This is a genomic window from Streptomyces sp. NPDC053427, assembly GCF_044544985.1.
Classification (GTDB): domain Bacteria; phylum Actinomycetota; class Actinomycetes; order Streptomycetales; family Streptomycetaceae; genus Streptomyces.
In genome coordinates this window covers 56,733-81,640 of the sequence record NZ_JBITYA010000012.1, presented here as the reverse complement: position 1 = coordinate 81,640, position 24,908 = coordinate 56,733, and the positions used below count along the sequence as shown (strand labels likewise).

The window sequence follows — 24,908 nt, the reverse complement described above, 5'->3', positions numbered from 1 at the left end:
CAGCTGCCGGGCGCCGCTCGGCCGTGTCAGATCGAGGAGGCAGCCGGCTCGGCGGCGGCCTCAGCCACCCCGGCCTCGGCGCTCTTGGCGTCTGCGGCGCGCTCGATCTCGGCCTTGACCATCTTCTCCATCGGGTCGGCGGAGCTTCCCCCTCCGGCGACGATCGCCACCAGGATGGCCACCACGGTCAGCACCGTCCCCAGCCAGACCATCGTGTGCACGGGCAGCGTGTACGCACCGATGACCTTGAGCACGCACTCGGTCAGCAGCGCGCTCCCCCATATCGCGGAGAACCTCCGCTCGGCCCGTCGGAACCGCTCGGAGCCCGCCATCAGCCGCTCCCACGCGGCGTCACCGGCGGCGCTCCCCTTCGTCACCCAGGGCTTGAGGCCCGCGGTCATCAGCGGCCGCTTCGCACGGACGGAGAGCAGGACCACTATCCCGACGACGCTGCTCACGGCGCTGTCCTTGGCCAGCATCAGCCGCGGGTCCCCGGCCACCGCGCTCATCGCCAGCCCCACGACGTTCACGATCAGTATCAGCAGCGCCAGGCCGTTGACGCTCCGGCTGCTGACCAGGCCCCACACCGTACGCAGCGCCGGCACCACGCTGCTCCAGCCCAGTGCGGCCACCGTGCTCAGGCCGAAGCCGTCGCTGAGGAGGTAGTACGAGGCCACCGGAATGCCGGCGTCCACGATCAGCGGCACGAAGCTTTTCAGGACCGGATTGCCTGCTCCCTGCTCCTTGCCCCGGCTCTGGCTCTGGCTCTGGCTCTGGCTCTGGCTCTGGCCCTGGCTGCCACTGTGGGTCTCGCTCTGACGTTGGCTCTGACTCTGGCTCTGACTCATGGCGGACTCCCCCGAGTTGAGTGGTGAACTGATGCCGGCTGTGCGTCTTCCTTCTCGCGCCTTCAGCTTCGTCCACGGCCCCGCCCGGCAACAGGCGCGCCTGTACCGAGTTATCGATGACATTTGTCAGATCCGGGCGATGAGCCTCGTCATACCCGCAGGTCGCACCGGTTGCCGTCCGAGCGGACACCGGTGGGGCGGCACCAGGTTCCGCCCCACCGACCGGCGGTGCGTCGGACGACCGGCCAAAGAAACCGGGCCGAGAACTCCCGCCTACCTACCGCACCCCCAACTCCTCACCGCATCACGCGACTTGGGCAGGTATGCGTCCGGAATGCGGTGACGCTCGCCCCAGCAGCGCATCACCGCAACGGCCTACGCCCCCGCGCCCACCTGTCGCTGCGTCCCCCGCTCCGTGGTGGCGATCGTCGCCGAGCCGACCACCCGGGTGCCGTCGTAGAGGACGATCGCCTGGCCGGGGGCCACGCCCCGGACCGACTCCGTGAAGGTGACGCGGAGCTCCGTGCCGTCCACCAGGTCCGCCGTGACCTCGGTCTCGCCGCCGTGGGCCCGCAGCTGCGCGGTGTACGTGGCGGGGCCGGCCGTCGGGGGGCGGCCGCACCAGCGGGGGCGGATGGCGGTCAGGGCGGTGACGTCGAGGGATGCGGCGGGGCCGACGGTGACCGTGTTGTCGACGGGGGAGATGTCCAGGACGTAGCGCGGCTTGCCGTCGGGGGCCGGACGGCCGATGCGCAGGCCCTTGCGCTGACCGATGGTGAAGCCGTAGGCGCCCTCGTGGGTGCCCAGGACCGTGCCGGACTCGTCGACGATGTCGCCCTCGGCGGTGCCCAGGCGCTTGGCGAGGAAGCCCTGGGTGTCGCCGTCGGCGATGAAGCAGATGTCGTGGCTGTCCGGCTTCTTGGCGACGAACAGGCCGCGGCGGGCGGCCTCTTCGCGGATCTCGGCCTTGGTGGTGAGGGTGTCGCCGAGCGGGAACATGGCGTGCGCCAGCTGGCGGTCGTCGAGGACGCCGAGGACGTAGGACTGATCCTTGGCCATGTCGGAGGCGCGGTGGAGTTCGCGGCTGCCGTCCTCGCGGAGGACCACCGTGGCGTAGTGGCCGGTGCAGACGGCGTCGAAGCCGAGGGCCAGAGCCTTGTCCAGGAGGGCGGCGAACTTGATCTTTTCGTTGCAGCGCAGGCACGGGTTGGGCGTGCGCCCGGCTTCGTACTCGGCGATGAAGTCGTCGACGACGTCCTCGCGGAAGCGCTCGGCGAGGTCCCAGACGTAAAAGGGGATGCCGATGACGTCGGCGGCGCGGCGCGCGTCGTGGGAGTCCTCGATCGTGCAGCAGCCGCGAGCGCCCGTACGGAACGACTTCGGGTTCTCGGAGAGCGCGAGATGCACGCCGGTCACGTCATGGCCGGCCTCGGCGGCGCGGGCCGCGGCGACGGCGGAGTCGACACCGCCGGACATGGCGGCGAGTACGCGGAGGCGGCGGGGGGCGTCATCAGTCATAGCCAGTCCAGGGTAAGCGGAACTGTCGGCGACCGGGAAAGCGTTATGCGGGTGTGGGGATGAGCGGGGGGCGCGGGAAGCGCGGGGACAGCGGGGACGGACAGCCGTCGGGCGTGACGCGGCGGCGTGCGTTGTGGATCGGGGGTGCGGGTGTGGTGGCTGCGGGGACGGCGGCATTGGGGGCTACGGGTGAGTTGTCTCACTTGTGGTGGCGGCTGCCGGGGAACGACCGGCCGCGGACGCCGGGTGCCGTCGACTACCGGGGCGCGCAGTGGATCGGGGCGTCCCCGGAGAACTACCGGCGGGCGGACCGGCCGGAGGATTACGGGATCGACCGGGTGGTGGTGCATGTCGTCCAGGGGAGCTTCGCGACCGCGCTGAAGGTGTTCCAGGACCCGGAGCACGAGGCCGCGGCCCACTACGTCATACGTAAGGACGGGCATGTCGCGCAGGCGGTGCGCGAGCTCGATGTGGCGTTCCACGCGGGAAACCGGGGCTTCAACGAGCGGAGCGTCGGAATCGAGCACGAGGGGTTCGTGGACCGGCCGGAGTCGTTCACGGCCGCCATGTACGCGTCATCGGCGCGGCTGACCGCCGGGATATGCCATCGGTACGGCTTCCCGGCCGACCGCACACACATCGTGGGGCATCGGGAGGTGCCGGGGGCGGATCACACGGATCCGGGGGCGCACTGGGACTGGGACCGGTACATCGGGCTGGTGCGGACGGAGCTGGCGAAGCGCGTGGCGGCGGAGCAGAGCCGGCGGGCCAGGGCGTCATCGGCGGTGCCCCGGTCCCGGCCCTCCGGGGCGGCGTAGGGGGCGGTCCGGAGGGCCGGTGCGGCGTGCGGCGTGGTTGCCTCGCGGCGGTCGCCGCCGGGCCGGTGTCAGGAGCCGCCGACGCCCAGCGACGCATAGTCGTAGCCGTCGTAGGCACGGGTGACATAGACATCGGTCAGCCGCGGGCCGCGCCAGCTGACCCTCTTGTCGTAGATGAACGGCAGGTAGAAGGCGTTCTCCGCGACCTTGTGATTGATCTTCCGGTAGGCCTCGTCGGCGGTGTCCGGGGTGGCATCGGCGACGGCATCGTCGAGGAGCTTGTTCATGTCCGGGGAGTCGATCCGGGCCGTGTTGTAGTTGCCGCTCGGCACGATGGACCGGCCGTCGACGAGCGGTTGCCAGTAGCCCCGCCCGCTCGGATAGTCGGCGCTCCAGCGCCCGAGGACGATGCCGTAGCCCTTTTTCTTCACCACCGAGGGATCACCGACGATGCTGCCGGACCGCTGCCCGTCGAACTGCTCGATCTCCGTCTCGATACCGGCCCTGTGCAGCGCCTCCCGAAGCGCTTCGGCCGCGTCCCGCTCCTGTGGCACGTCATTGCGGACGGCGATCCTGGTGGAGAAGCCGTGCGGCCGGTGGCACGCCTTCAGCTCCTCCCCTGCCTTGGTCAGGTCCGGCTTCCCGTCGTTCTTGAGCACGCCGTACGGGTCGAACGTGGCGTCGGCGCCGTCGACACCCGGCGGGGCGAGGTTCGGGGCGAGGGGACCACCCGAGACCGGGCCGCCGAGCGCGGTCTGCAGGGCCTTGTGGTCGGTGGCGTAGACGACCGCCTTGCGGCAGTGGACGTCGTCCATCGGCTCGACCGTCTGCGGAAATGCGGCGTAATGGAGCGCGCCGGACTGCGGGTTGTCCACGTTCTTGAGGAAATCGCGGTAGGCCCGGGCCTTGGCGACGCCGGGCGGGCCCAGGCCCGTGCCGGTCAGGGCCAGGTCGTAGTCTCCCTTGAGCAGGCCGCCGTCCGCGGCGTCCCGATTGCTGTTGACGGTGACCGTGATCTCGTCCGGCAGGGCCTTGCGGATCGGGTCGGACGCTTTCTTCCATGCGGTGTTGCGCACCAGCACCAGCTTTTTGCCCGGGGCGTACGACCGGAACCGGTACGGCCCGCTGGAGAACGGCTCGCGGCCGTATGCGGCCTTGGTGTCGTGGGCCTTCGGCACGGGCGAGGCGGCGGTCATGGCCAGCAACTGCTCGAAGTCATTGTTGGGCCGGGGAAGTGTGAAGACGATGGTCCTGGGGTCGGGCGTCTCGATCGCCTTCAGGCCCCGCTCCGACCCGTCCTTGTACGGGCCCCGGTACGTACCGTGCGGGTCGAGCGCCTCCTGGAGGTAGGTCGGGCCGCCGGAGAGGACGTCCGATGCCCAGAGCCGCTCGATGCCGTACTTGATGTCGCCGGACGTCACGGGCGTCCCGTCCTGCCAGGTGACGCCGTCCCGCAGCGTGTAGGTATAGGTCGTGCCGCCCTTGGTGATCCTTGCTCTGCCCGTGGCCAGATCCGGTACGAGTTCGGTGCTCTTCGCGCCCGGCCCGGGGGCGTAGGTCACCAGTTGCCGTGTGTAGTAGCGGGCGAAGTTCCATACGAAGCCGTAGTAAGTGCGCTGCGGGTCCCAGGAGTCGGCGTCCGTGAAGCTGACGAACTTCAGCGTGCCGCCCTTGGCGCCCCCTGGCTTGAGGATGCGGCCGGAGGCGACGTCGTATGCGGCCGCGGAGGCGGTGCCCGGGGAGTCGCCCCCTTGGGAGCCGCCCTTGGATTCGTCCTTGGAGCCGCCGTTCGCGTCGCCGTCGGACCTGCCGGAGAAGCCGTTCAGCAGCACGACGGAGGTGGGGACTCCCACGAGCAGGAGTGCCGCCAGCCCGGCCGCGAGGGTCGTGGTCCGCGCGGAGCCGAATCTCCCGCGAAGAGCGCGTGATGCGAAGCCCGCAGCGGGGGTGCGCTCCGGCGCGGAGTCCGTGCCGGAGGCGGACCGGTCATCGGGAACGGGCGCGGAATCCGGCGGGAGCGCGGGCGGAGACGGCGGCGCGGCGGGCACGGAAGGCGGTACGGCGGGCGGGGAAAGGGGCACGGCGGGCGGGGGCGGCGGATCCGGGCGGAGGGGGAGGTGGGCGCGGTTGCGGGCGAGTGCGATCCGGCCGCCGGTGTTGCGGTTGCTGTGCTGGGGCAGCGGTCTGCCCTTGGCCGCCAGCTCGGTGTACAGATGCCGGTACAAGGTGTCCATGTCCAGCAGGGGCGGGCCGGCCGGGACGCCTTCGGTCAGCGCAGTGATCAATTCGCCGGTGAATGCGGTGAATTCCTCCCCCGGCGGGGACAGCGCCCTCCGCGTCGCCGCGGAGGCCGCCAGCAGGGACGTACCGTCGATGAGCGCCTGGTCCACGACCCGGTCGGTGCCGCTCATGCCGCCCCGCAGCGCCCGTCCGCTGTAACAGCAGTCCAGAATCACCACCTTGTGCCGGGCGCGGACCCGCGGATCGAGGATCGCCCGGCGCACCCATTCATAGGGCAGCGCGCTGTACAGGCGGTCCTGGTCCGAGCCGGGCAGCGTCAGATACAGCTCGTCGTTGTCGGGGTCGGTGAGTCCGTGGCCGGCGTAGTAGACCACCAAGGTGTCGGTGACGCGCCGGGCGACGCCGCTGAGGGTGTCGAGTACCTCCTGGGCGCTCCCGGGCTGGGGCAGCGCGACACAGTGCGGCTGCGGTAACCCCCATAGGCCCGGGTCCCTGAGCACCTGGGTGAGCCCGGTCAGATTGCGGGCGACCGCGGGGAGGTCCTCCAGCCGCTCGTAGTCATGGACGCCGATGAGCAGTGCCCGGGAGGCGGTGGGATCGGGGAGGGTCGTCATGACGCCTGCCGATCCGCTCGTCCGTCCCCGTCCGCATCAGGGTCCCCGTCCCCGTCCCCGTCCGCATCAGGGTCCCCGTCCCCGTCCGGCAACGGTGGCCGGCCCAAGGCCTCCACGATGCGGTTGACCGTGTCGGGTGAGCCGTCCTCGACGGTGATCGTCACGCCGTCCCGTTCGATCCGCACGGCCGGGGCGGCGGGACGGGAGGCCCGCCAGGTGGCGCACGCCACCGCAAGCCCGCCGAGGGCGATCCCGTTGGCGACGACCGCATTGATCACGTCGAACGCGCCGCCCATGTCACCGGCCCCGGGCCGCCCCGGCACCAGCGAGAGGGTGGCTCGGCGGCCGGCGTCCGGGTCGCTCGCCAACCAGCGGTACAAGGAGGTCAAGGACCGGCCGTCGTTCTCCCCGTCGGTTTCCCCGTCGACGACGATGTCGACCTGCATCGGGCGCGATCCCCTCTCTCGGGCCTGGTGTGGCCCGCTGCGCGAACCCGTCAGGGGTGCCGATAGTAGCCAAGCGCCCCAGGGAAAGTGGAGGTTCTCACGAGGTCGCTGATGCGCCCGCGGGCCCGGCCCGGATCCACCGTCCGCTCCAGGGCGCTTCTGACGGATCTCCGTGGAAGAAGGAGCGCCGCGACGCCGCGGAGATCCGTCGGACGCGCCCTAGCTCAGACCGGCGCTGCGGGCCCGTTCCACTACCGGGCCGATGGCCTCCGCCACCGCCGCCACGTCCTCCGCGGTGGAGGTGTGGCCGAGCGAGAAGCGCAGGGTGCCGCGGGCGAGGTCCGGGGACATTCCGGTGGCGAGCAGGACGTGGCTGGGCTGGGCGATGCCGGCGGTGCAGGCGGAGCCCGTGGAGCATGCGATGCCCTGGGCGTCCAGGAGCAGGAGGAGGGAATCGCCCTCGCAGCCGGGGAAGGAGAAGTGGGCGTTGGCGGGGAGGCGGCCGGCGGGGTCCGGGTCGCCTCCGAGGACGGCGTCGGGGGCGGCGGCGCGTACGGCCTTGACCAGGTCGTCGCGGAGGGCGCCGATGTCGCGGGCGAACTCCTCGCGGTGCCCGACGGCATGGCGGCCGGCCGCGGCGAAGGCGGCGACGGCCGGGGTGTCGAGGGTGCCGGAGCGCACCTGGCGTTCCTGGCCGCCGCCGTGCAGCACCGGCACGGGCGCGTACTCGCGGCCCAGGAGCAGCGCGCCGATGCCGTACGGGCCGCCGATCTTGTGGCCGGAGACGGTCATCGCGGCGAGCCCGGAGGCGGCGAAGTCGACGTCCAGCTGGCCGAACGCCTGCACCGCGTCGGCATGCAGCGGGACCTCGAACTCCCTTGCCACGGCGGCCAGTTCATGGACGGGCTGGATGGTGCCGATCTCGTTGTTGGCCCACATGACGGTGGCGAGCGCGACATCGGCGGGGTTGCGGGCGAGGGCCTCGCGCAGCGCGTCGGCGTGCACCCGGCCGTAGGTGTCGACCGGCAGCCATTCGACGGTGGCGCCCTCGTGCTCGGCGAGCCAGTCCACCGCGTCCAGGACGGCGTGGTGTTCGACGGGGCTGGCCAGGACGCGGGTGCGCGCCGGATCGGCGGCCCGGCGGGACCAGTACAGGCCCTTGACCGCGAGGTTGTCGGCCTCGGTGCCGCCCCCCGTGAAGACGACTTCGCTCGGGCGCGCGCCGAGCGAGGCGGCGAGGGATTCCCGCGCCTCTTCGACGGTGCGCCGGGCCCGTCGGCCGGCGGCATGCAGGGATGACGCATTGCCGGTGACGGTCAGCTGGGCGGTCATCGCCTGCACCGCCTCCGGGAGCATCGGAGTGGTGGCGGCGTGGTCGAGGTAAACCATGGTGCGCACGATTCTACGAGCAGGCGCGCGGGGAGCCGGGGGCGCATGTCGGGCGCGCGGATGCGCCGTACGCCGGCGGACCCCTCGGAGGCGGAAGTAAGGAGTGTTTGGACTGACACTCATGACTGGGTGGCCGCCGGCTCGTGCGCTGCGCACCGCGCCGGGCGACGCGGCGCGGGGGGGCCGGCGGACGCGCCCGCGGAGCCGGCGGACTTTCCGGGCCGGGGGCGTGAGCCGGTTACGGAGCGAGGCGGGCGGCGAGGTCCCGGACCGCTGCCTCCGCCTCGCGCACACCGGCCGACGCGCTGCCCCTTGCCGCAGCCGCAACGGCGTCGTCCAGCGACGCGCGCAGGCGCCCCAGGTCGGCCCGCGACGGGCGGCCCGCCGCGGGGAAGTCGGCCAGCCGGGCGGTGAGTTCGGCCTCGATCCGCTCCAGACGGGCCCCTTGGTGGGCCGCCTCCGGGCGGAGCCGGTCGCGGAGCGTGCCGACGGCCGCCGCCAGATCGCGCAGAAGCGTGCCCGTGGCCGCCGTCTCCGCCGTCCGCGATACGCCCGGCCGGGCCGCACCGGCCGCCGGCGGCCCCGTCCCCTCGCGCAGCAGGGCCCTCACCTCCGCGGCCTGCGGGGCGCCGAACTCCTCGTAGACGGCGAGCGCGTCGCGCCAGTGCGCCTGGGCGCCCTGCGTGCGGCCCAGGGCCGTCTCGGCGTGCCCCAGCACGGCCAGCGCATCGGCCCGCCACCGCTCACCGCCCGGCACCAGCAGCCGCTTCGCCGCGTCCTGGGCGACGGACGCGGCCTCGCCGGGCCGGATCAGGGCGGCCGTCGCCTCGGCCGTACGGCAGCGGGTGCGGGCCGCCCAGAGATACTGCCCGTCCCCCTCGAAGAGGGGCAGCGCCTGGCACGCCTCGCGGAGCGCATCGGCGTGCCGGCCGGCCGCCGACAGCGCCTCGGACAGGGCGTACAGGCCGTGCGCGAGGCGCGGCGAACCACCGCCGGCCCGGCGGTGGATGTTCACGCTCCGCTCGGCGAACAGCACGGCGTCGATGCCGTTGCCGACCGCCGCCCAGAGCCGGGCCAGCCCGGCCAGCGCGGCCGCCTCGCCCACCTGGTCACCGCGGTCGCGGCTGCGCTCCCAGACCCCGGTCAGGCACCTCTCCGCGGCGTCGTGCCGCCCCTGGTGGAGGGCGATGATGCCGCGCGCGTACGGTGCGCGGAACGACGTCACCGGATCACCGGAGCGCTGGGCCGGCCGGTCCGCATGCCCCGCCTCGCGCTCCGCGTCGGCGAATCTGCCCCGTGCGAGGTACGCCTCGGCGAGGGCGGCCCGCGCCCGGCCTTCGGCCCGGTCGTCGCCCTGCGTCGCGGCCCGCTCCGCCACCGTCCGGGCGGCCGTCTCGAACGCAGCGGAGAGCGCCCCGGAGTCCGCCGTCACCTGGGCGAGCAGGAGGAGGTCGGCGGCGGGCCGGAGGTACCGCGGGGCGCGCACCGCCAGCTGGCGGACGAGCGCGAGGACGTGGGGAGTCTCGTCGGCCCAGGCGGCGAGGGCCCGGCCGGAGTCCTCGACCCGGGCGCCGGCGGAGGAGGGGACGGGGGTCAGGTCGCGGAGCCACCGCTCCCCCGGGTACCGGCTCTCGTGCAGCCGCCGGCCCATGGCCAGATAGCAGGTCAGCAGGCCGGACAGCACCTCGTCGCGGCGCGCCGCGGGCAGCTCGCTGTCGGCGATTCCCCGGGCGAAGGACCGGAGTTCGCCGGCGTAGCGGTAGTGGCCGGGAGCGGTGTGCTCCAGCGCGCCGATCGCCAGCAGCTCGGCGAGCCCGGCGCGGGCCTCGTCCGCCGTCGCATCGAGCAGCGCGGCCGCGGCCGGGAGCGACAGGGCGGCGCCCTCCGGGACCGCCAGGAGACAGAAGGCGCGCCGCGCGAGGGGGGTGAGCTGCGCATCGAACCACCGCAGCAGCAGGTGCTCGGGCAGGGCGCGGTGGGCCTCGGCGGCTGTCGGCCCGACCAGGGAGAGGCGGCCGGTGAGCCCGTCGAAGTGCCGGGGGCGGCGGCGGGTGAGCAGCAGGGCGCCGGCGGCCGGCGCCCCGGGTTCCGGGAGAAGGGCGGCCAGCGTCTCCTCGTCGTCGGGAGCGTCGTCCAGTACGAGGAGGACGCGGCGCCCGGCCAGCAGGGAGCGGTGGTACGCCAGGGCGTCGGGCCCGCCCTCGCGCAGGTCCACCCACAGCTGCCCGTCCGGGAAGTGTTCCGCCACCTCCTGCGCGACCCGCAGCGCGAGCGCCGTCTTGCCGGCGCCGGCCGGGCCGTCGAGGGCCCAGCACGGCGTCGGGCCGTCCGTCCGCGTCAGCCCCGCCACCAGCTCGGCGATCTCCGCCGTCCGGCCGAAGAAGTACTCGGGGGCGGGCGGCGGCGCGGAGCCGTCCCGGGCGGGCGGGCGGTACCGACCGTCCAGGAGGTCGCCGCGCCACCGCTCCAGGCGCCTGCGGTGCGTCTCGACGAACGGCCCCGGGAGCCCGGCGAGCGGTTCGCCGTCCCACAACGCCAGCGCGCTGTCGCAAAGTCGGCGGGCCTCGGCCGGATCCTCGGCGGCACGGGCGCGGGCGATCAGCCGCTCGGCCCGGTCGAGATCGAGGTCGAGGGCGGGCGCACCGGCACCGGGCAGCCGCAGTCCGTACCCGTCGGGCCGCTCCCCGACCAGGACGTCCTCGCCGAGCGCCGTGCGCAGCCGGGTGGCGCAGGCATGCAGCGCCCCGGCGGCGTCCCGCGGCGAGCGGTCGCTCCAGATGCCGGCGGCCAGCGCGCCCGCGGTGGCCGAGTGCCCCGGCCGCAGCAACAGCGAGGCCAGCAGCGCCTGTTCCTCGGGCCCGCCCAGGGGGATCGGCGTCTCCCCCCGCCAGGCGCGAACCGGCCCCAGCACCCCGAAGCGCAGCGGCGGCGGGGCCACCGGACGGCGCGGCCGGGGCACCACGCCGTTCGGCCCGTCCGGTGCCACACCCCCCATCCTCTCCAGCACCGGGCTGGCCAGCACCGCGAACGCCCGCGCCGACGCATCCAGCCGCAGCTCCCCCGCCGCGTCCCCCATCAGGACGGGGAAGTCCGGCAGCCGCCCCATGTACGGCTCCAGGGAGCGGCCGACCGCCTCGACGACCTCCACGGCCTGTTCGGCGCCCAGACCGCTGAACAGCAGCTCGCGCACGCCGGGGCGGAAGTCGTAGACGGGCTGGACCGGTTGGCCCGGTGGCGGCGGGCCCAGGGCGCGGCCCACGGTCCCCGCGGCGGCCGCGTCCCGGGCGTGGTCGGTGCGCTCCAGGAGGCCGCCGAGCAGGATCTCCGCGACGTGGGTGGGGCCGGCGTCGCGCATCGTGGCGGCGCGTACCAGCTGCATCAGGGGTGTGGTCAGGGGGCGGATCGCGGAGAGGCGGACAGCGAGACGGTACGCCTCGGGCGAGAAGGCTCCGCGGAAGTGGGTGAGCAACTCCTCGGCGGTGCCGTGCGGCCGGGGCGGCGTGGTGGCCGGCGGCGCCTCGTCCAGCAGCACCGTTTCGATCAGATGCGGGACGCCGGGCCGGGTGAGCAGTCCGGCCCACTGCGCCAGGGCGGAGGCGGTGGGGTGCAGGACGGGCAGCGCAAGGAGGCCGTCCGCGTCCGGGTCGCGCTCGCCGCCGAGGGCGTCGCAGACGACGAGGCGTCCTACCGGGTCGAACTCGCCCGGTGCGGCCAGGAGCCGGGGCCGGGCGTCCAGGGCGGTGCCGCGCCACAGCCTCCGGGGCAGCGGGTTCAGTACGGCCACCGGGCCGCCGCGGCCCCAGGCGCGGAGCGCCCGTACGGCCTGCGGACTGCGCCATTCCGGGTTCGTACCGTCGGTGAGGAGGAAGGTCACCGACGCCCGCGCGGGCCGCCGGCCGCGCAGCGGGGCGGCCACGTTCCGGGGGTCGATGACCTGGACCGCGACGGAGCGGAAGACCGTGCTGCGGACGAGGAGCGCGCGTACTTCGGCGGCGAGCGTGCCCCACACCTGCAGGGACGGGGAACTGTCCACCAGCAGCACGGCCGACCAGCGGCGTTCCTGGTCCGGGCGGCAGACGACATCGAGGAAGCCGCTCTCGGCGGCGAGCCGGACGGTGGCCTCGACGTCGGTGACGGTGCGGTGCGGGTGGTCCCTGGAACGGCGCAGCGGGCGCAGCGCGCGGCCCAGTTGCTGGGCGTCGGGCAGCGCGCGCCCACCGGGGACGCGGGCGGGCCGGGCACGGGCGGCGCCCGGCCCGCCGCCCTGGCTGCCCATGGCGTACAGGGCGCGGCGGGGCGGACCGGCGGGCGGGACCGGCTCGGCGGACCCGTCGGGGTCGGCGGGGTCGGCGGGGTCCTCGGGCGCGTCGGAGGAGGGCCCGACGGACGACGGCCCGATGGGCGGCGAGGCGGGCTCGGGGCGCTCCTCGGCCGCATCCGACAGCTCACCGGGGGGCTCCGGGGATTCCCTCGCCGTTCCGCGGTGGCGGGCCGCCGCCTCGCCGTCCCGGCCCGTACCGGTGACGTCCCCCTCGGCGGTGTCCTCGCCGGGCCCGGTCGCCCGCGGCGCCCCGGGCCCCTCCATCACCCGCGCCAGCCACAGCACATCGAGGAGTTCGGGGGCCGCGAGGTCGTAGCCGGCGGTCGACATCGCCTGCCGCAGTCGCTCGATCATGGCGACAGGGGCTCGTCGAGGCGGTGCAGGACGGCGGCGAGCAGCTCTTCCTTGGTCAGGTCGGCGCCGCTGATGCGCAGATGGACGGCGGCCAGGAGCTGGTCGGTGGCCAGGGTCTGGGTCCGGGAAAGCTGGTGGAAGACCTCGATGAGGTCCTCGGCGGCGGCGACCGCCCGCTCCCCCAGGTTGTGTTCGATGATCTTGCGCAGCCGGTCGCCGGTCGGCTCCGGCAGGTCCAGCCGTACGCAGCGGCGCATGAAGGCGGGCGGGAAGTCCCGCTCACCGTTGCTGGTCATGATGACGATCGGGAAGTGGGCGCAGCGCACCACCCCGCGGTGGACCGTGACCCGCTCGCGGCTTCCGCTCAGCAGGACCGGCACCTCCTGCTGGTGTTCGGGCAGCCGGGCCAGCTCCGGGATCTCGAACTCGCCCTCCTCCAGGACGACCAGGAGGTCGTTGGGCAGATCGATGTCGGCCTTGTCGAGCTCGTCGACGAGCAGGACGCGGGGACGGTCGGCCGCCAGGGCGCTGCCCAGCGGGCCCAGGCGCAGATACTGGCCGATGTCGCCGGACGCGGCGGCGCGCCGGGCCCTGGGGCGGCGGCCGGAGCCGCGCGGCGCCTCCCGCTCGCGGCGCAGCGAGGCCTCCCGGAGCCGGCCCACGGCGTCATAGCGGTAGAGGGCGTCCTGGAGCGTGGAGCGGCTGTTGACCGACCAGCGCAGGACGTCCCCCAGGCCCAGCTCCTCGGCCACGGCACGGGCCAGCGAGCTCTTGCCGGCGCCGGGGCGGCCGGTGACCAGCAGGGGGCGGTGCAGATGCAGGGCGGCGTTGACGACGGAGATCTCGTTGCGCTCCAGGAGGTACGGGGCGCGGGGTGCCGCGGCCGCGGTGGCCGGAAAACGCCGCCAGGGCGGCGGGGCGGGGAGGTCCGACGGGCCGCGGAACACCCACCACTTCTCGGGCTCCGCCGCCGGGTCGTCGTATGCGCCCGCTGCGCTCTGTCCGGTCACCGCACGTTCTCCTCGTCGATCGCTGCACACACAGGCGTGGTCGGTAGGGCGGCCGCCGCGCCGACGGTCAGGGCTGGGTCAGCACCCAGGCGTCGGGGGCGAGTTGCGGGGGCCGGTGGTCGGGTGCGTCGTAGAGCAGGGACAGCCTACGGCCGTGGTGGCCGGCGCTCTCGGGCTCGGCCATCGCCTTGGCCCGTTCCAGGCGTACCACCTCGGGGACCTCCGTGTGGTCCGTACCGTCCACCAGGGCCAGCAGATCCTGGGCGATGTGCTCGCCGTGCTCGGCGCGGTGCCACAACACCGTGTGCACGCCCGCCTGGACGCACTGCCGCAGCAGCGCGCCCTGGTGGTGCGGCGCGCAGCACACGATCACCGTCCCGGCGTCGCGGTGGACCTCCAGCTGGGCGCGGGCCACCTTGCGGTCGGTGTGGCGGTGGTCGAGGACGAGGCGTTTGGCGTGCGGGAGGGCGGCGGTGCGCTGTTTCCAGCCGGCGTAGCTCTCCCGGGAGCGTTCGGTCGTACGGACCACCACGCGGCGGGTGATGCCGGGCGCGAACGGGCCGTCCTCGTCGCTGTCGGGCGACTCCCAGGAGTCGACGTCGAGGCCGAGCCAGGCGGACGGCAGGAAGTACTCGACCAGGGCGGTCTCCGGGTCCTCGCGGACTTCGGTGCGCAGCACCCGGCGGATGTCGTCGACCACCTGCTCGCTGCCCGTCTCGGTGTCCCGGACCAGCGCGAGCCGGTGCGACTGGCCGTCGGCGAAGGTCCAGATCTGGTAGGTGAAGCGACGGCCGGTGGGGGTGGGCAGCAGCTCCACCTGGACGCGCGGGGCGAGGGCGGCGGGTGCGGCGGCGGCCAGGGGGCCGGGCAGGGCCGTACGGACCGGAGCGGCGGCGGCCGCGACGTCGGCGCGGAACTGGCTGACCGCCGACTCGTCCACCCCCGACCGGGCGGCCACCCGCTCGACCCAGGCGTCCAGGTCCTCGGCGGGATAGGGGCCGGCCGCCCGCTCCTCGACGCTGATCCGGACGACCCCTTGCAGCAGCGGCGGTACGGGCGCGCCGGCGGCGGAGCCGAAGCCTTCGAGGGCGTCCATGGCGTCGGCCAGGCCCGTGACGGCGGGCAGCTCCGGGGCGTGCGGCAGGACGCGTTCCAGGAGGGTGCGGGGGTCCGTGCGGGTGCAGTGGGCCAGCAGGCCGGAGAGGTCGCGGCGCTGACGGGTGGTCAGGTACTCGCCGGGGCGAACCGTGCGGGAGGCGCGGCGCAGCCGTTCCCAGTCCTCACGGGCACCGTAGGGAGCGGGCCGGTCATAGAGGGCGGCGGCCGGCGGCTCGTAGTCCCGTACGAGATCGAGGAGTTCGGGCAGGCCCCGGCGGACGCTCACCGCCAGGCCGACGAGCCGGTCCAGGTCGGCCGCCGGGCCCGCCGAGGCTCTGCCGAGGCGGGCGGCGAGCCGTTCCTCGCAGGCCAGGACCGCTTCGCGGCCCCTGAGGACCCGTTCCAGCGCGGTGAGCAGCTGCTGCACCCCGCGCCGGGCGGTGGGCACCGCCGAGGGCGGCAGCGCGGGGAGTTCGGCCTCGATGGCCGGGACGCTGAGGGCGTACATCGTCGGCGGCTGCGCGCCAGCGGCGGCCGTCCCGGGCGGGCGGTGCACGGCCACTACCAGCCCGACCACGGCCTGGCGTTCGCGGTCCCACAGCGGCCCGCCGCTGAAGCCCTCGGTGACCTGGGCACCGCCGAGCACATCCAGCGCGATCCAGGGCGGCGCGGAGACCCGGGGCACGGCGCGCAGGGTGGGCAGCGGATTGCCGCTGGCCCATAAGGCGATGACCTCGCCCGCGTAGTTGTGCTGGAGGAACGGCGCGGGCTCGGCGCCCTCGGGCGGGGCGTCGGTCAGCTCCAGTACGGCGAGGTCGCCGTGGTACGGCACCCGTCCCGGCTCGACCGGATCGCGCCCGGCCGCCCCGGCCCGCGGCGGCACCCACATCTCCCGTACGACCCGGGCGGTCAGATCGCGGGCGGGCGCGACATGGGGCAGCCGGAGCGTGACCGTGTCGCCGTGGCCGGGGGTGTCCTGGTCGAACCGGCCCCGGCCCAGCGCGCTGTTGACGACATGGGCGCAGGTCAGGACCAGTCGCTCGGCGACCAGCACGCCCGCCCCGACGGGCCTCTCGCCGTCCCGTACGGAGGCGAAGGACAGCTGGAGCGGGGTGTCCGGACCGGCGCCCGGGATCACGGCGTGGTCCCGCCGGAGTCACCCGCGCCGCTGCCGAGGTTCCACTTGGCGGAGACCTTGAAGCTCGCGTCGCCCTTGCCGGAGAAGACGCCCAGGCGCAGATCGGAGCCGAGCGTGACGCCGAACTCCACGGTGACCTCGTCGGGGCGGTGGCTGCCGCCGGAGATCGAGCGGTGGATCTGGGCGAGGACGCCGCCGAGCGGGCGCAGGGCCTCTTCCAGGGCCTCGCCGCCGCGGGTCAGCGCCCGGCTCATCCGGGCGTCCACACTGACCGGCTGGGCGGAGCCGTAGGCGTCGGGCAGCTCCAGCTCCCCGTCGGCGGGCGGAGGTTGGCCGGGGACCGTGTCCGACCGCCCTTCGACGGGCGGCTCCTCGGCCCGCAGCCACACGACGGTTCCGTCGTCCATCTTCAACGCTACGTCCCCCATGACATTCAGTCTGTCACGGGCCGCACCGTCACCGCGCGCTCTTTTACGTCACAGTTTGCGCTTCCGCACCCGGGGCCACCTGCGAAAAGAACAGGCGCCTGCCGCGGCGTCAGCCGTGCAGCACGGTGCGCGCCAACTGCCGCGACTGGGCCACCAGTCGGTCCTCGGAGTCCCAGACCTCGGCATCCTCCTCCAGGAAACCGCCCGCCAGGTTGCGGGTGGTGATGGCGACCCGGAGCGGGCCCGGGGCCGGGCGGTGGCGGATATGGGCGGTGAGCTCGACGGTGGGGACCCAGCCGGACAGGCCGATTTCGAAGGCGGTGGGCGGGAGGGCGTCGACGGTCAGCAGGAGGGAGAGCGGGTCGGGGTCGCGGCCGTCGGCGAGGCCGAACCAGGCGCGCATCTCCCCCTTGCCCGAGGGCGCGCCGACGGCCCAGCCGGCGGTGGTCGGGTCGAGGCGGAGGGCGAGGCGGTCGGTGATGGCCGTGCTCCCGGAGATCGCCGGGCGGCCGTCGGGTGCGCTGTCGGCGCCCAGGCAGTGTTCGTACGGGGGGATGGCCGGCGGCTTGGCGGTCGTGCGGACGTCGTCGGGCAGGGCGCCCAGGTCGCCGTACGCGGCGAGCACCCGCAGCCGCTCGACCTCGGTGCCGTCCTCGGCGAACTGCACGAGGGTGGCCGTGCCGGTCGACATCGTGCGGCCGGTGCGGACCACCTCGGTACGGATGACGGCGGGGCCGGGGACGGAGGCCGTCAGGTAGTGGGCGGTGACCGAGAAGGGGTCGGGGTGCGGGAGGGCGTCGCCCAGCGCACGGCCCATGAGGGCGAGCAGATAGCCGCCGTTGACCGCCTGGATGATCGTCCAGCCGGCGGAGAGGTGCGCGTCGTAGACGCCGGGCGCGCGGCGCGTGACCGCCGTATCGCGGTCGAACTCGCTGTTACCAATGGTCACCGTTGCCATACCGGGAACGCTACACGGGTTTGTTACCGACCGGTAGTGTCAGTTTTGACGACCTCGGGCGGAGGGCGGCATTCCGGGCCTGCGATGATGCCGCCATGCTGCATGTGCTCTATCTGGTCGGCGTCGCCGCGTTCGCCGCGAGCGGGGTGCTGGCCGCCTACCGGGCCAACATGGACCCCTTCGGCGGCCTGGTGCTCGCCTTCGCCGCATCGATCTCCGGCGGCACGCTGCGGGACACGATCCTCAACCGGCAGCCGCTGTACTGGACGCACGACTGGGTACTGCTCACGCTGATCATCTGCGTCGGCGTCGGCACCATGATCTATCTGCGGTTCTGGCAGCTGCCGCACAAGTCGCTGCTGGTCGTGGACGCGATCGGGCTGGCCGTGGTCACCGTGATCGGGGCCCGCGCGGCCATCGAGGCGGACGTCACGCCGCTGGCCGTGATCATTCTGGCGGTGCTGACCGGGGTCGCCGGTGAGGTCATCCGCGATGTGCTGTGCGGGGAGTTCCCGCCGCTGCTGCTGCGCGAGGACGTATACGCGATCGCGGCCCTCGCGGGCGCCTGCTGCTACCTGGCGCTGGACCACCTCGGGGTGGGGGCCACCCCCGCCGCGGGGGTCTCGGCGGGGGTGGTGTTCGCCCTGCGCATGGGGGCGGTGTACTTCGGCGTGCACCTGCCGCGGCCGCAGCAGCTCGGCAAGGGCGGCGGGCGGGACGACGGGCGGGACGACCACTGACGGGACCCCACCGAGACGCCCACTGGCGCGACCCCACTAAGGGGTGGGCGAACAGATCCCGTAGGGGATGCGAGCGCCCCCTGCGGGGCCACAACGTGGCCGGGGCGGGAGGGTATTCCCGAGGGAGGGACAGGTCGGGGGCCGCTCGGGGGCTGCTCGGGGGCTGCTCGGAGAACTACTTGGGCGACTGCTTGCCGTCGGGCAGGGCCGGCCTGGTGTCCGTGTAGAGCCAGGTGTGGAACAGATCGTCCAGCTGCTGACCGGAGATCTTCTCGGCGAGCGCGATGAACTGCGACGTCTCCGCGGTGCCGTAACGGTGCGCGGAGGTCCAGGCCGGGAGCAGCTTGAAGAACGCCTTGTCGCCGATCCGCTCGCGCAGCGCCTGCAGCGTCATCGCGCCCCGCTTGTAGACCGCGTTCGCGAACATGGTGTCCCGCTGCGGATCGCCGACCTTGACCTTCCAGAAGTCGTTGTCCGCGGGGACGCCCGCGTACTGCTTGCGGAAGGCGTCATGGGCGCTCCGGGTGCCCCGGTGCTCGTCCCACAGCCATTGCGCGTAGCTCGCGAAGCCCTCGTTGAGCCAGATGTTCTTCCACTGCTTGACGGACACCGAGTCGCCGAACCACTGGTGCGCCAGTTCATGGACGATGGTGGTCTCGTTGCGTACGGCGGAGTAGACCGGCTTGGACTGCACCTCGAGCGAGAAGCCCGCCTGCGGCATGTCGTCGACGATCGCGCCGGTCTCCTCGAAGGGGTAGGGGCCGAAGACCTTGGACCAGTAGTCGGTCGCCTCGGCGGTGATGCCGTAGACGTCGACCTCGCCGGTGGGCAGGGTGGGATCGGTGGCGACGTAGATGGGCGTGCCGCCGGGGGTGGTGCCCGTACGGACGTCGAACTTGCCGATGGTGGCGGTGGCCAGGTACGTCGCCATCGGGCGGGCCTCGCGCCAATGGGCGTACGAGCGGCCGTGCGCCTCGCCGGAGCCGATCAACCGGCCGTTGGAGACGCCGGTCAGGCCCTTGGGGGCGTCGATGCGGATGTCGTAGGTGGCCTTGTCGCTCGGGTGGTCGCTGGAAGGGAACCACGTCGAGGCCGCGTTCGGCTCGCAGGCGACGAAGACGCCGTCCTTGGTCTTCATCCAGCCGTAGTCGGAGCCGAAGACGATGGGGCCGCTCAGCGGCTTGGGGACGCCGTGGTAGGCGACGGTGACGGTGAACTTGCGGCCCTTGGCCAGCCGGAAGTCGGGGGTCACCGCTATCTCGTCGCCGGATCTGGCGAAGTGGGCCCGCCGGCCGTTCACCCGGACCGCGTCGACCGTCAGCTGCTGAAGATCGAGGTCGAAGGCGGAGAGGTTCTGGGTGGCCCTGGCGGTGAGGGTCGTACGGCCGTCGAGGCGGCCCGAATCGGGGTGGTAGCTGACGCCGAGGTCGTAATGGAGGGCGTCGAAACCGCCGTTGCCCAGATCGGGGAAGTACGGGTCGCCGATGCCGGGGGCGCCGGGTGAGGCGGCGGGTGCGGCGGCGATGGTGGCGGCGGAGGCCACCGCGGTGGCGAGGGCGAGCCAGCGGGAGCTGCGACGAACAGAACGGGAGAGTGCCATGAGCCGTCCCTTCGGACCTTCGAATCGGACCTGTGAATCGATCCTTCGAACACACGGATGATGAACAACCGTGCCGACTCTGCACTCTCCCGCCCCGCTTTGCCCAGGACTTTGCCAATTCCTCAGCAGTTACCGCTCAGTTGGCGCTCAGGCGGCGTTCACTTGCCGCTGAGCTGCTTCTCCGTACGGTCGCTCGACGCGTTCTCCGGGTGGTGGCAGGCCACCTGATGCCCCGTCCGCAGCGCGACCAGCGGCGGCTCGGTGGTGGTGCACTCCTCGGTCGCCTTCCAGCAGCGGGTACGGAACCGGCAGCCGGAGGGCGGGTTGATCGGCGAGGGCACATCGCCCTTGAGCAGGATCCGGTCGCGCTGGGTGCGCCGCTTGGGATCGGGCACCGGCACGGCGGACAGCAGCGCCTTGGTGTACGGGTGCATCGGCGACTCGTAGAGCGACTTGCGGTCGCTGAGCTCCACGATCTTGCCGAGGTACATGACCGCGATCCGGTCCGAGACGTGGCGGATGACCGAGAGGTCGTGGGCGATGATGACGTACGTCAGGCCCAGCTCCTCCTGGAGGTCGTCCATGAGGTTGACGACCTGCGCCTGGATGGAGACGTCCAGCGCCGAGACCGGCTCGTCGGCGACCACCAGCTTCGGCTTGAGCGCCAGCGCCCGGGCGATACCGATGCGCTGGCGCTGGCCGCCGGAGAACTCGTGCGGATAGCGGTTGTAGTGCTCCGGGCTCAGGCCCACCAGCTCCAGCAGCCGCTGCACCTCCTTCTTCACGCCGCCCTCGGGTTCGATCCCCTGGAGGCGGAAGGGGGTGGAGACGATGCCGCCGATGGTGTGCCGCGGGTTCAGCGAACCGTACGGGTCCTGGAAGATCATCTGGACGTCGCGGCGCATCGGACGCAGCTTGCCCGGGGACAGATGCGTGATGTCCTTGCCCTGGAACTCGATGGAGCCGCCGGTCGGCTCGTCGAGCCGGGTGATCAGCCGGCCCATCGTCGACTTGCCGCAGCCGGACTCGCCGACGACACCGAGCGTTTCCCCGGGCCGCACGTCGAAGTCGATGCCGTCGACCGCCTGCACGGCCCCGACCTGGCGCTTGAGCAGGCCCTTGGTGATCGGGAAGTGACGGACCAGGCCGCGGACGCGCAGCAGGGGCTCGGCCTCCGACGACGTCTCCGCCGGGGGCTCCGTCTCCTTCTGGCGCGGGATCTTCTTGTTCTGCTCGTCAGTCGTCTCGGTCACAGCTTCGGCGCAATCTCTTCGGTCCAGATACGCTCCCGCTCCTCCGGCGCCATGTGGCAGGCGGAGAAGTGCCCGCCGTCGACCTGGCGCAGTTCGGGGCGCACCGTGCGGGTGAGGTTGTCCTTGGGGACGTCCGCGTACGGGCAACGGGGGTTGAAGGCACAGCCGGACGGCACGTTGATCAGGCTGGGCGGCGAGCCCTTGACGGGGATCAGCCGCTCGGTCTGGTCGCGGTCGATCCGCGGCATGGAGCCCAGCAGGCCCCAGGTGTACGGGTGCTGGGGCGCGGAGAAGACCTTGTCCGCGGGGCCCCGCTCCACACACCGGCCGCCGTACATCACCAGCAGGTCGTCGGCCAGCTCGGCCACCACGCCCAGGTCGTGGGTGATGATGACGACCGCCGAGCCGAACTCCTTCTGCAGATCGCGGATCAGATCCAGGATCTGCGCCTGGACGGTGACGTCCAGGGCGGTGGTCGGCTCGTCGGCGATCAGCAGCTCGGGGTTGTTGACCAGCGCCATGGCGATCATGGCGCGCTGGCGCATACCGCCGGAGAACTGGTGCGGATGGTCGTCCACCCGCTTGTCCGGCTGCGGGATGCCGACCCGGTCGAGCATCTCGATCGCCCGCTTGCGCGCGGTCTTCTTGTCGACGTCGTTGTGGACGCGGTAGGCCTCCACGATCTGCTTGCCGACCGAGTAGAAGGGGTGCAGCGCGGAGAGCGGATCCTGGAAGATCATCGCCATCTGGCGGCCGCGCAGCCGGCGCACCTCGTCCGGATCGGCGCCGACCAGTTCCTTGCCGTCCAGCCAGATCTCGCCGGACATCGTCACCTTGCTGCGCTGCTGGCGCGAGGCCCGGTGCAGGCCCATGACGGCGAGCGAGGTCACGGACTTGCCGGACCCGGACTCGCCGACGATGCCGAGCGTCTTGCCCTTCTCCAGGCTGAAGGTCAGCCCGTCGACGGACTTCACCAGGCCGTCGTCGGTGGGGAAGTGCACCTTGAGGTCCCGCACTTCGAGGAAGGCGGAGGACTTCTGGGGGGTGTCGGCGGCGGGCTCGGCCTTGGGCTCGGTCACGGCCGTGGCGGCGGCCTTCTGGGCCGTGGCGGCCTTGGCGGCCTTCTCGGCTTTGGCGTCCGGCTCGGTCGCGGCCTCTTGCGGCTCGGCCTTCTGCGGCTCGGCCTTCTGGGGCTCGGCCGCGGCCTTCTCGGCCTTGGCGACCGGCTCGGTCTCAGCCGTCCCGGCAGCTTCCGCCGCCGCGGTCCTGTCCTCGGAGGAGTCGGTCACGAGAGCCTCACCCGCGGGTCGACGGCGGCGTACAGAACGTCCACCACCAGGTTGCATATGACGATGAAGAACGCGGCGAGCAGGGTGACGCCGAGAATGTTCGGGAGGTCGTTGGCGTTGATCGCCTCCACCGCGAAGGCGCCGACTCCCTTGAGCGAGAAGACCTGCTCGGTGATCAGCGCGCCGCCGAGCAGCAGGCCCAGGTCCATGCCGAAGACGGTGATGATCGGGGTGAGCGCGGCCCGCAGGCCGTGCCGTACGACGACCTTGCGCTCCCGCAGGCCCTTGGCGCGGGCGGTGCGGATGTAGTCCTCGCTGAGCGTCTCGAGCATGCCCGCTCTGGTGAGCCGGGCGTAGAGCGCGGAGTAGAGGAAGGCCAGGGTCACCCAGGGCAGGACCAGGGTCCGGGCCCACAGGAACGGATCCTCCATCAGCGGTACGTAATCGCTGCGTTCGAAGATCGGCCACTGGTAGGTGAACAGGGCCAGCGCCAGGGCGCCGGTGAAGAACATGGGGAGCGAGACCCCGGCCAGCGCGACGGTCATGGCCAGCCGGTCGAAGACCGAGCCGGGGCGCAGCGCGGAGAGCACACCGGTGGCGACACCGGAGACGACCCACAGCACGGCCGCGCCGGCGGCCAGTGACAGCGTCACCGGGAGCCGGGACTGGATCTCCGGCCACACCTCGATATGCGTCTTGAAGGAGTAACCGAAGCACGGCACATGGCACTTGGCCGCGTCCGGACCGAATTTGTAGTCGACGCCGACGAAAATGCCCTTGAGGAAATCCCAGTACTGCTCGTACACGGGCTTGTCCAGGCCGAGATTCTTCTTCACCGCGGCGATGTCCGCGGCCGTGGGGGCCTTTCCGATGTACTGCTGGGCAAGCTGGTCGGTGCTCTGCCCGGCCATTTTCGGCAGCAGAAAGAAAATGCCGAACGTGACCGCGCTGACGATCAGCAGCAGGATCACTGCGCTGATCAACCTGCGGATGATGTACGAGAACACGGGGATGCGGCGTCGGCGCCGCGGGCCGGCCGGAACCGGCCCGCGGACACCAATGCCTTCACCTGCCTTCCAGGGCTGCTACTTCTTGACGCCGATGTTGAGGTAGTCGTACTCGCCGCTGAAGGCCGAGGTGGACACAAGGTTGGTCGCCTTGGGCGAGCGGTACATCAGGACCTTGAAGTAGGTGATCGGGACGATCGCCGCCTGCTCCATCGCCTTCTTGTCGATCGCCGCGTAGGCCTTCTCGCGAGCGGCCTTGTCGGTGTTGGCGATGGCGCTGTTGAGCAGGTCGTTGATCTCCGGGTCGTCCAACTCCGAGAGGTTGGTGTTACCGGACTGGCTGATCGCCTTGCCGTTGAGGATCTGCTGCAGGTAGCCGTAGCCGGTCGGGAAGTCCGAGCCCCACTGCATCATGATCAGGCCGACGTTGTTCTTCTTGTTGAACTTGGGCACGCCCGCGTAGTCCGAGAAGTACTTGCTCGTCGGGTAGCTCTGGATCTTGGCGGTGATGCCGATCTTCTTGAGCGACTCGATGACCGAGGTCGCGCCGTCCACCTCGTCCTGGCGGTCGTTGCGCGCCAGGATGGTGGTGTTGATCTTGCCGGCGCCGCACTTGTCCCAGTGCTTCTTGGCCTCGGTCAGGTCGAGCTTGTCGCCCTTGGCGTACTTCTGCGGGTACAGGTCGTACTTCTGGTAGCCGTCGATGTCGGTCGGCAGGACCGTGGAGGCGATCTGGCCGCGTATCGGGCCGCCGATCGAGGTCTGTACGGCCCTCTTGTCGATCGCGTACTCGACGGCCTTACGGCACTCGATGTTGTCGAACGGCTTCACCTTGGTGTTGATCGCCGTGTAGACGAGACGCTGACCGAGCGCGTTGTCGGTGTTCGCCTTCTCCTGCGGGTCCGTCACGAGCTGGGCCTGCGTCTGGCCGTCGACGCCGCGCCCGGCCAGGTCGACGTGGGTGTTGCCGGACTTGAGGTCCTTGTCGATGGTCGACTGGGCGACCTTCAGCTTCAGGACGATCTTGTCGGGCAGCTGCTTGCGCAGCGGGTCGGTCTTGGCGGACCACTTCGGGTTGCGCACGAGGGTGAGCTGCTTGCCCTCCTCGTAGCTGTCGAACTTGTACGAGCCGGAGGAGATCACGGACTTGGTGTAGTCCGCGCCCTTGTCCTTGGCCTGCGGCACCGGCGCGGTCTGCGGGGCGCTGACCAGGTAGTCGAACTCGGCGAACGGCTTCTGGAGGTGGAAGACGATCGTGTTGTCGTCGGGCGTCTCGATGGACTTCAGGCCGGCCTTGCTCTTGTCCTTGTACGGACCCTTGTAGCCGCCGTCGTTGTCCTTGAGGAACTGCTGGAAGTAGTTCGGGCCCAGCGAGAGCGTGTCACGCGCGAAGTTGCTGCGCTCGACCGCGTACTTGACGTCCTGCGCGGTGATCTTGGTGCCGTCTTCGTACTGCAGGCCCTTGCGGATCTTGTACGTCCAGGTCTTGCCGCCGTCGGTGGCCTTGCCCATCGACTCGGCGAGGTCCGGGACCAGCTCGTTGCCCTTCTTGCCGGGGCCCGGCTTGAAGGTGGTGAGCGGGCGCGCGTAGAGCCTGCTGAAGTTGTAGATGAAGGCGTAGTACGTGTTGCCCGGGTCGAACGACTCGGGGGCGTCGCTCATCGCATAGTTGACCGTGCCGCCCTTCTCGTTCGAGGCGTTGACGATCCCGGTGGTGGCGGCGTTCGCCTTGCTGTCGCCGCTGTCGGAGCCCTTGCCGCTGCAGCCGGCCAGCAGCAGGCCGGCACTGGTGATGGCCGCGATAGCCGCGACCGGAACTGACCTTCGCATCGTGGTCG

General features: G+C 72.3%; 17 protein-coding genes. 2 read left to right on the top strand and 15 right to left on the bottom strand.

Annotated elements, in window-relative coordinates; genetic code table 11:
- Positions 1-26: 26 nt before the first annotated feature.
- Both ACIGWZ_RS30355 and mnmA read right to left on the bottom strand, forming a co-directional pair.
- On the bottom strand, positions 27-848 hold the full coding sequence (locus ACIGWZ_RS30355; RefSeq protein WP_400069920.1) for a VC0807 family protein: 822 nt from the start codon (positions 846-848) through the stop codon (positions 27-29).
- Between the two features lie 375 nt (positions 849-1,223).
- Positions 1,224-2,366, bottom strand: a complete 1,143-nt coding sequence (gene mnmA, locus ACIGWZ_RS30350) for a tRNA 2-thiouridine(34) synthase MnmA (RefSeq protein ID WP_400069919.1) — start codon at positions 2,364-2,366, stop codon at positions 1,224-1,226.
- A 59-nt stretch (positions 2,367-2,425) separates the two neighbouring features.
- On the opposite strand from mnmA, the gene ACIGWZ_RS30345 reads away from it, so the two are divergent.
- Positions 2,426-3,184 carry an N-acetylmuramoyl-L-alanine amidase gene (locus tag ACIGWZ_RS30345; RefSeq protein ID WP_400069918.1) on the top strand — a complete coding sequence of 253 codons (759 nt, stop codon included), beginning with the start codon at positions 2,426-2,428 and terminating at the stop codon, positions 3,182-3,184.
- 68 nt (positions 3,185-3,252) lie between these two features.
- Here ACIGWZ_RS30345 and ACIGWZ_RS30340 read toward each other — a convergent pair whose 3' ends face one another.
- The 8 genes from ACIGWZ_RS30340 to ACIGWZ_RS30305 all read right to left on the bottom strand — a co-directional run bounded on the left by ACIGWZ_RS30340 (position 3,253) and on the right by ACIGWZ_RS30305 (position 17,181).
- Entirely contained in the window at positions 3,253-6,039 is a 2,787-nt protein-coding gene (locus ACIGWZ_RS30340; protein WP_400069917.1) for an ABC transporter substrate-binding protein, read from the bottom strand.
- The gene (locus ACIGWZ_RS30335) at positions 6,036-6,485 is read right to left on the bottom strand and encodes a hypothetical protein (protein WP_400069916.1); all 450 of its coding nucleotides are present in this window, start codon (positions 6,483-6,485) and stop codon (positions 6,036-6,038) included. Before ACIGWZ_RS30335 ends, ACIGWZ_RS30340 begins: the two co-directional genes overlap by 4 nt.
- Positions 6,486-6,704: 219 nt before the next feature.
- A complete protein-coding gene (locus ACIGWZ_RS30330; RefSeq protein WP_400069915.1) occupies positions 6,705-7,874 on the bottom strand; it encodes a cysteine desulfurase family protein in 1,170 nt (389 codons plus the stop codon).
- Positions 7,875-8,112: 238 nt separating this feature from the next.
- Positions 8,113-12,549: an SAV_2336 N-terminal domain-related protein gene (locus ACIGWZ_RS30325; protein WP_400069914.1), complete on the bottom strand. Its 4,437-nt coding sequence runs from the start codon at positions 12,547-12,549 to the stop codon at positions 8,113-8,115.
- Positions 12,546-13,559, bottom strand: coding sequence for an AAA family ATPase (locus tag ACIGWZ_RS30320; RefSeq protein WP_400069913.1), 1,014 nt, complete (start codon positions 13,557-13,559; stop codon positions 12,546-12,548). Before ACIGWZ_RS30320 ends, ACIGWZ_RS30325 begins: the two co-directional genes overlap by 4 nt.
- A 67-nt stretch (positions 13,560-13,626) precedes the next feature.
- Positions 13,627-15,795: a trypsin-like peptidase domain-containing protein gene (locus ACIGWZ_RS30315; RefSeq protein WP_400069912.1), complete on the bottom strand. Its 2,169-nt coding sequence runs from the start codon at positions 15,793-15,795 to the stop codon at positions 13,627-13,629.
- Complete coding sequence (locus ACIGWZ_RS30310; RefSeq protein WP_400069911.1) at positions 15,792-16,223, bottom strand: CU044_2847 family protein; 432 nt, start codon at positions 16,221-16,223, stop codon at positions 15,792-15,794. Before ACIGWZ_RS30310 ends, ACIGWZ_RS30315 begins: the two co-directional genes overlap by 4 nt.
- 109 nt (positions 16,224-16,332) lie before the next feature.
- Entirely contained in the window at positions 16,333-17,181 is an 849-nt protein-coding gene (locus ACIGWZ_RS30305) for a thioesterase family protein (RefSeq protein WP_400069910.1), read from the bottom strand.
- A gap of 95 nt (positions 17,182-17,276) precedes the next feature.
- On the opposite strand from ACIGWZ_RS30305, the gene ACIGWZ_RS30300 reads away from it, so the two are divergent.
- Complete coding sequence (locus ACIGWZ_RS30300) at positions 17,277-17,921, top strand: trimeric intracellular cation channel family protein (protein WP_400069909.1); 645 nt, start codon at positions 17,277-17,279, stop codon at positions 17,919-17,921.
- 175 nt (positions 17,922-18,096) lie between these two features.
- Here the strand turns inward: ACIGWZ_RS30300 and ACIGWZ_RS30295 are convergent, their stop codons facing one another.
- The 5 genes from ACIGWZ_RS30295 to ACIGWZ_RS30275 all read right to left on the bottom strand — a co-directional run bounded on the left by ACIGWZ_RS30295 (position 18,097) and on the right by ACIGWZ_RS30275 (position 24,900).
- Positions 18,097-19,521, bottom strand: a complete 1,425-nt coding sequence (locus tag ACIGWZ_RS30295) for a M1 family metallopeptidase (RefSeq protein ID WP_400069908.1) — start codon at positions 19,519-19,521, stop codon at positions 18,097-18,099.
- Positions 19,522-19,679: 158 nt separating this feature from the next.
- Positions 19,680-20,741, bottom strand: a complete 1,062-nt coding sequence (locus ACIGWZ_RS30290; RefSeq protein WP_400070111.1) for an ABC transporter ATP-binding protein — start codon at positions 20,739-20,741, stop codon at positions 19,680-19,682.
- Positions 20,742-20,770: 29 nt separating this feature from the next.
- Positions 20,771-21,853, bottom strand: a complete 1,083-nt coding sequence (locus ACIGWZ_RS30285; RefSeq protein WP_400070110.1) for an ABC transporter ATP-binding protein — start codon at positions 21,851-21,853, stop codon at positions 20,771-20,773.
- A 206-nt stretch (positions 21,854-22,059) separates the two neighbouring features.
- Positions 22,060-23,070, bottom strand: coding sequence for an ABC transporter permease (locus ACIGWZ_RS30280; protein ID WP_400069907.1), 1,011 nt, complete (start codon positions 23,068-23,070; stop codon positions 22,060-22,062).
- A gap of 78 nt (positions 23,071-23,148) precedes the next feature.
- The gene (locus ACIGWZ_RS30275) at positions 23,149-24,900 is read right to left on the bottom strand and encodes an ABC transporter substrate-binding protein (protein ID WP_400069906.1); all 1,752 of its coding nucleotides are present in this window, start codon (positions 24,898-24,900) and stop codon (positions 23,149-23,151) included.
- Positions 24,901-24,908: the final 8 nt, after the last annotated feature.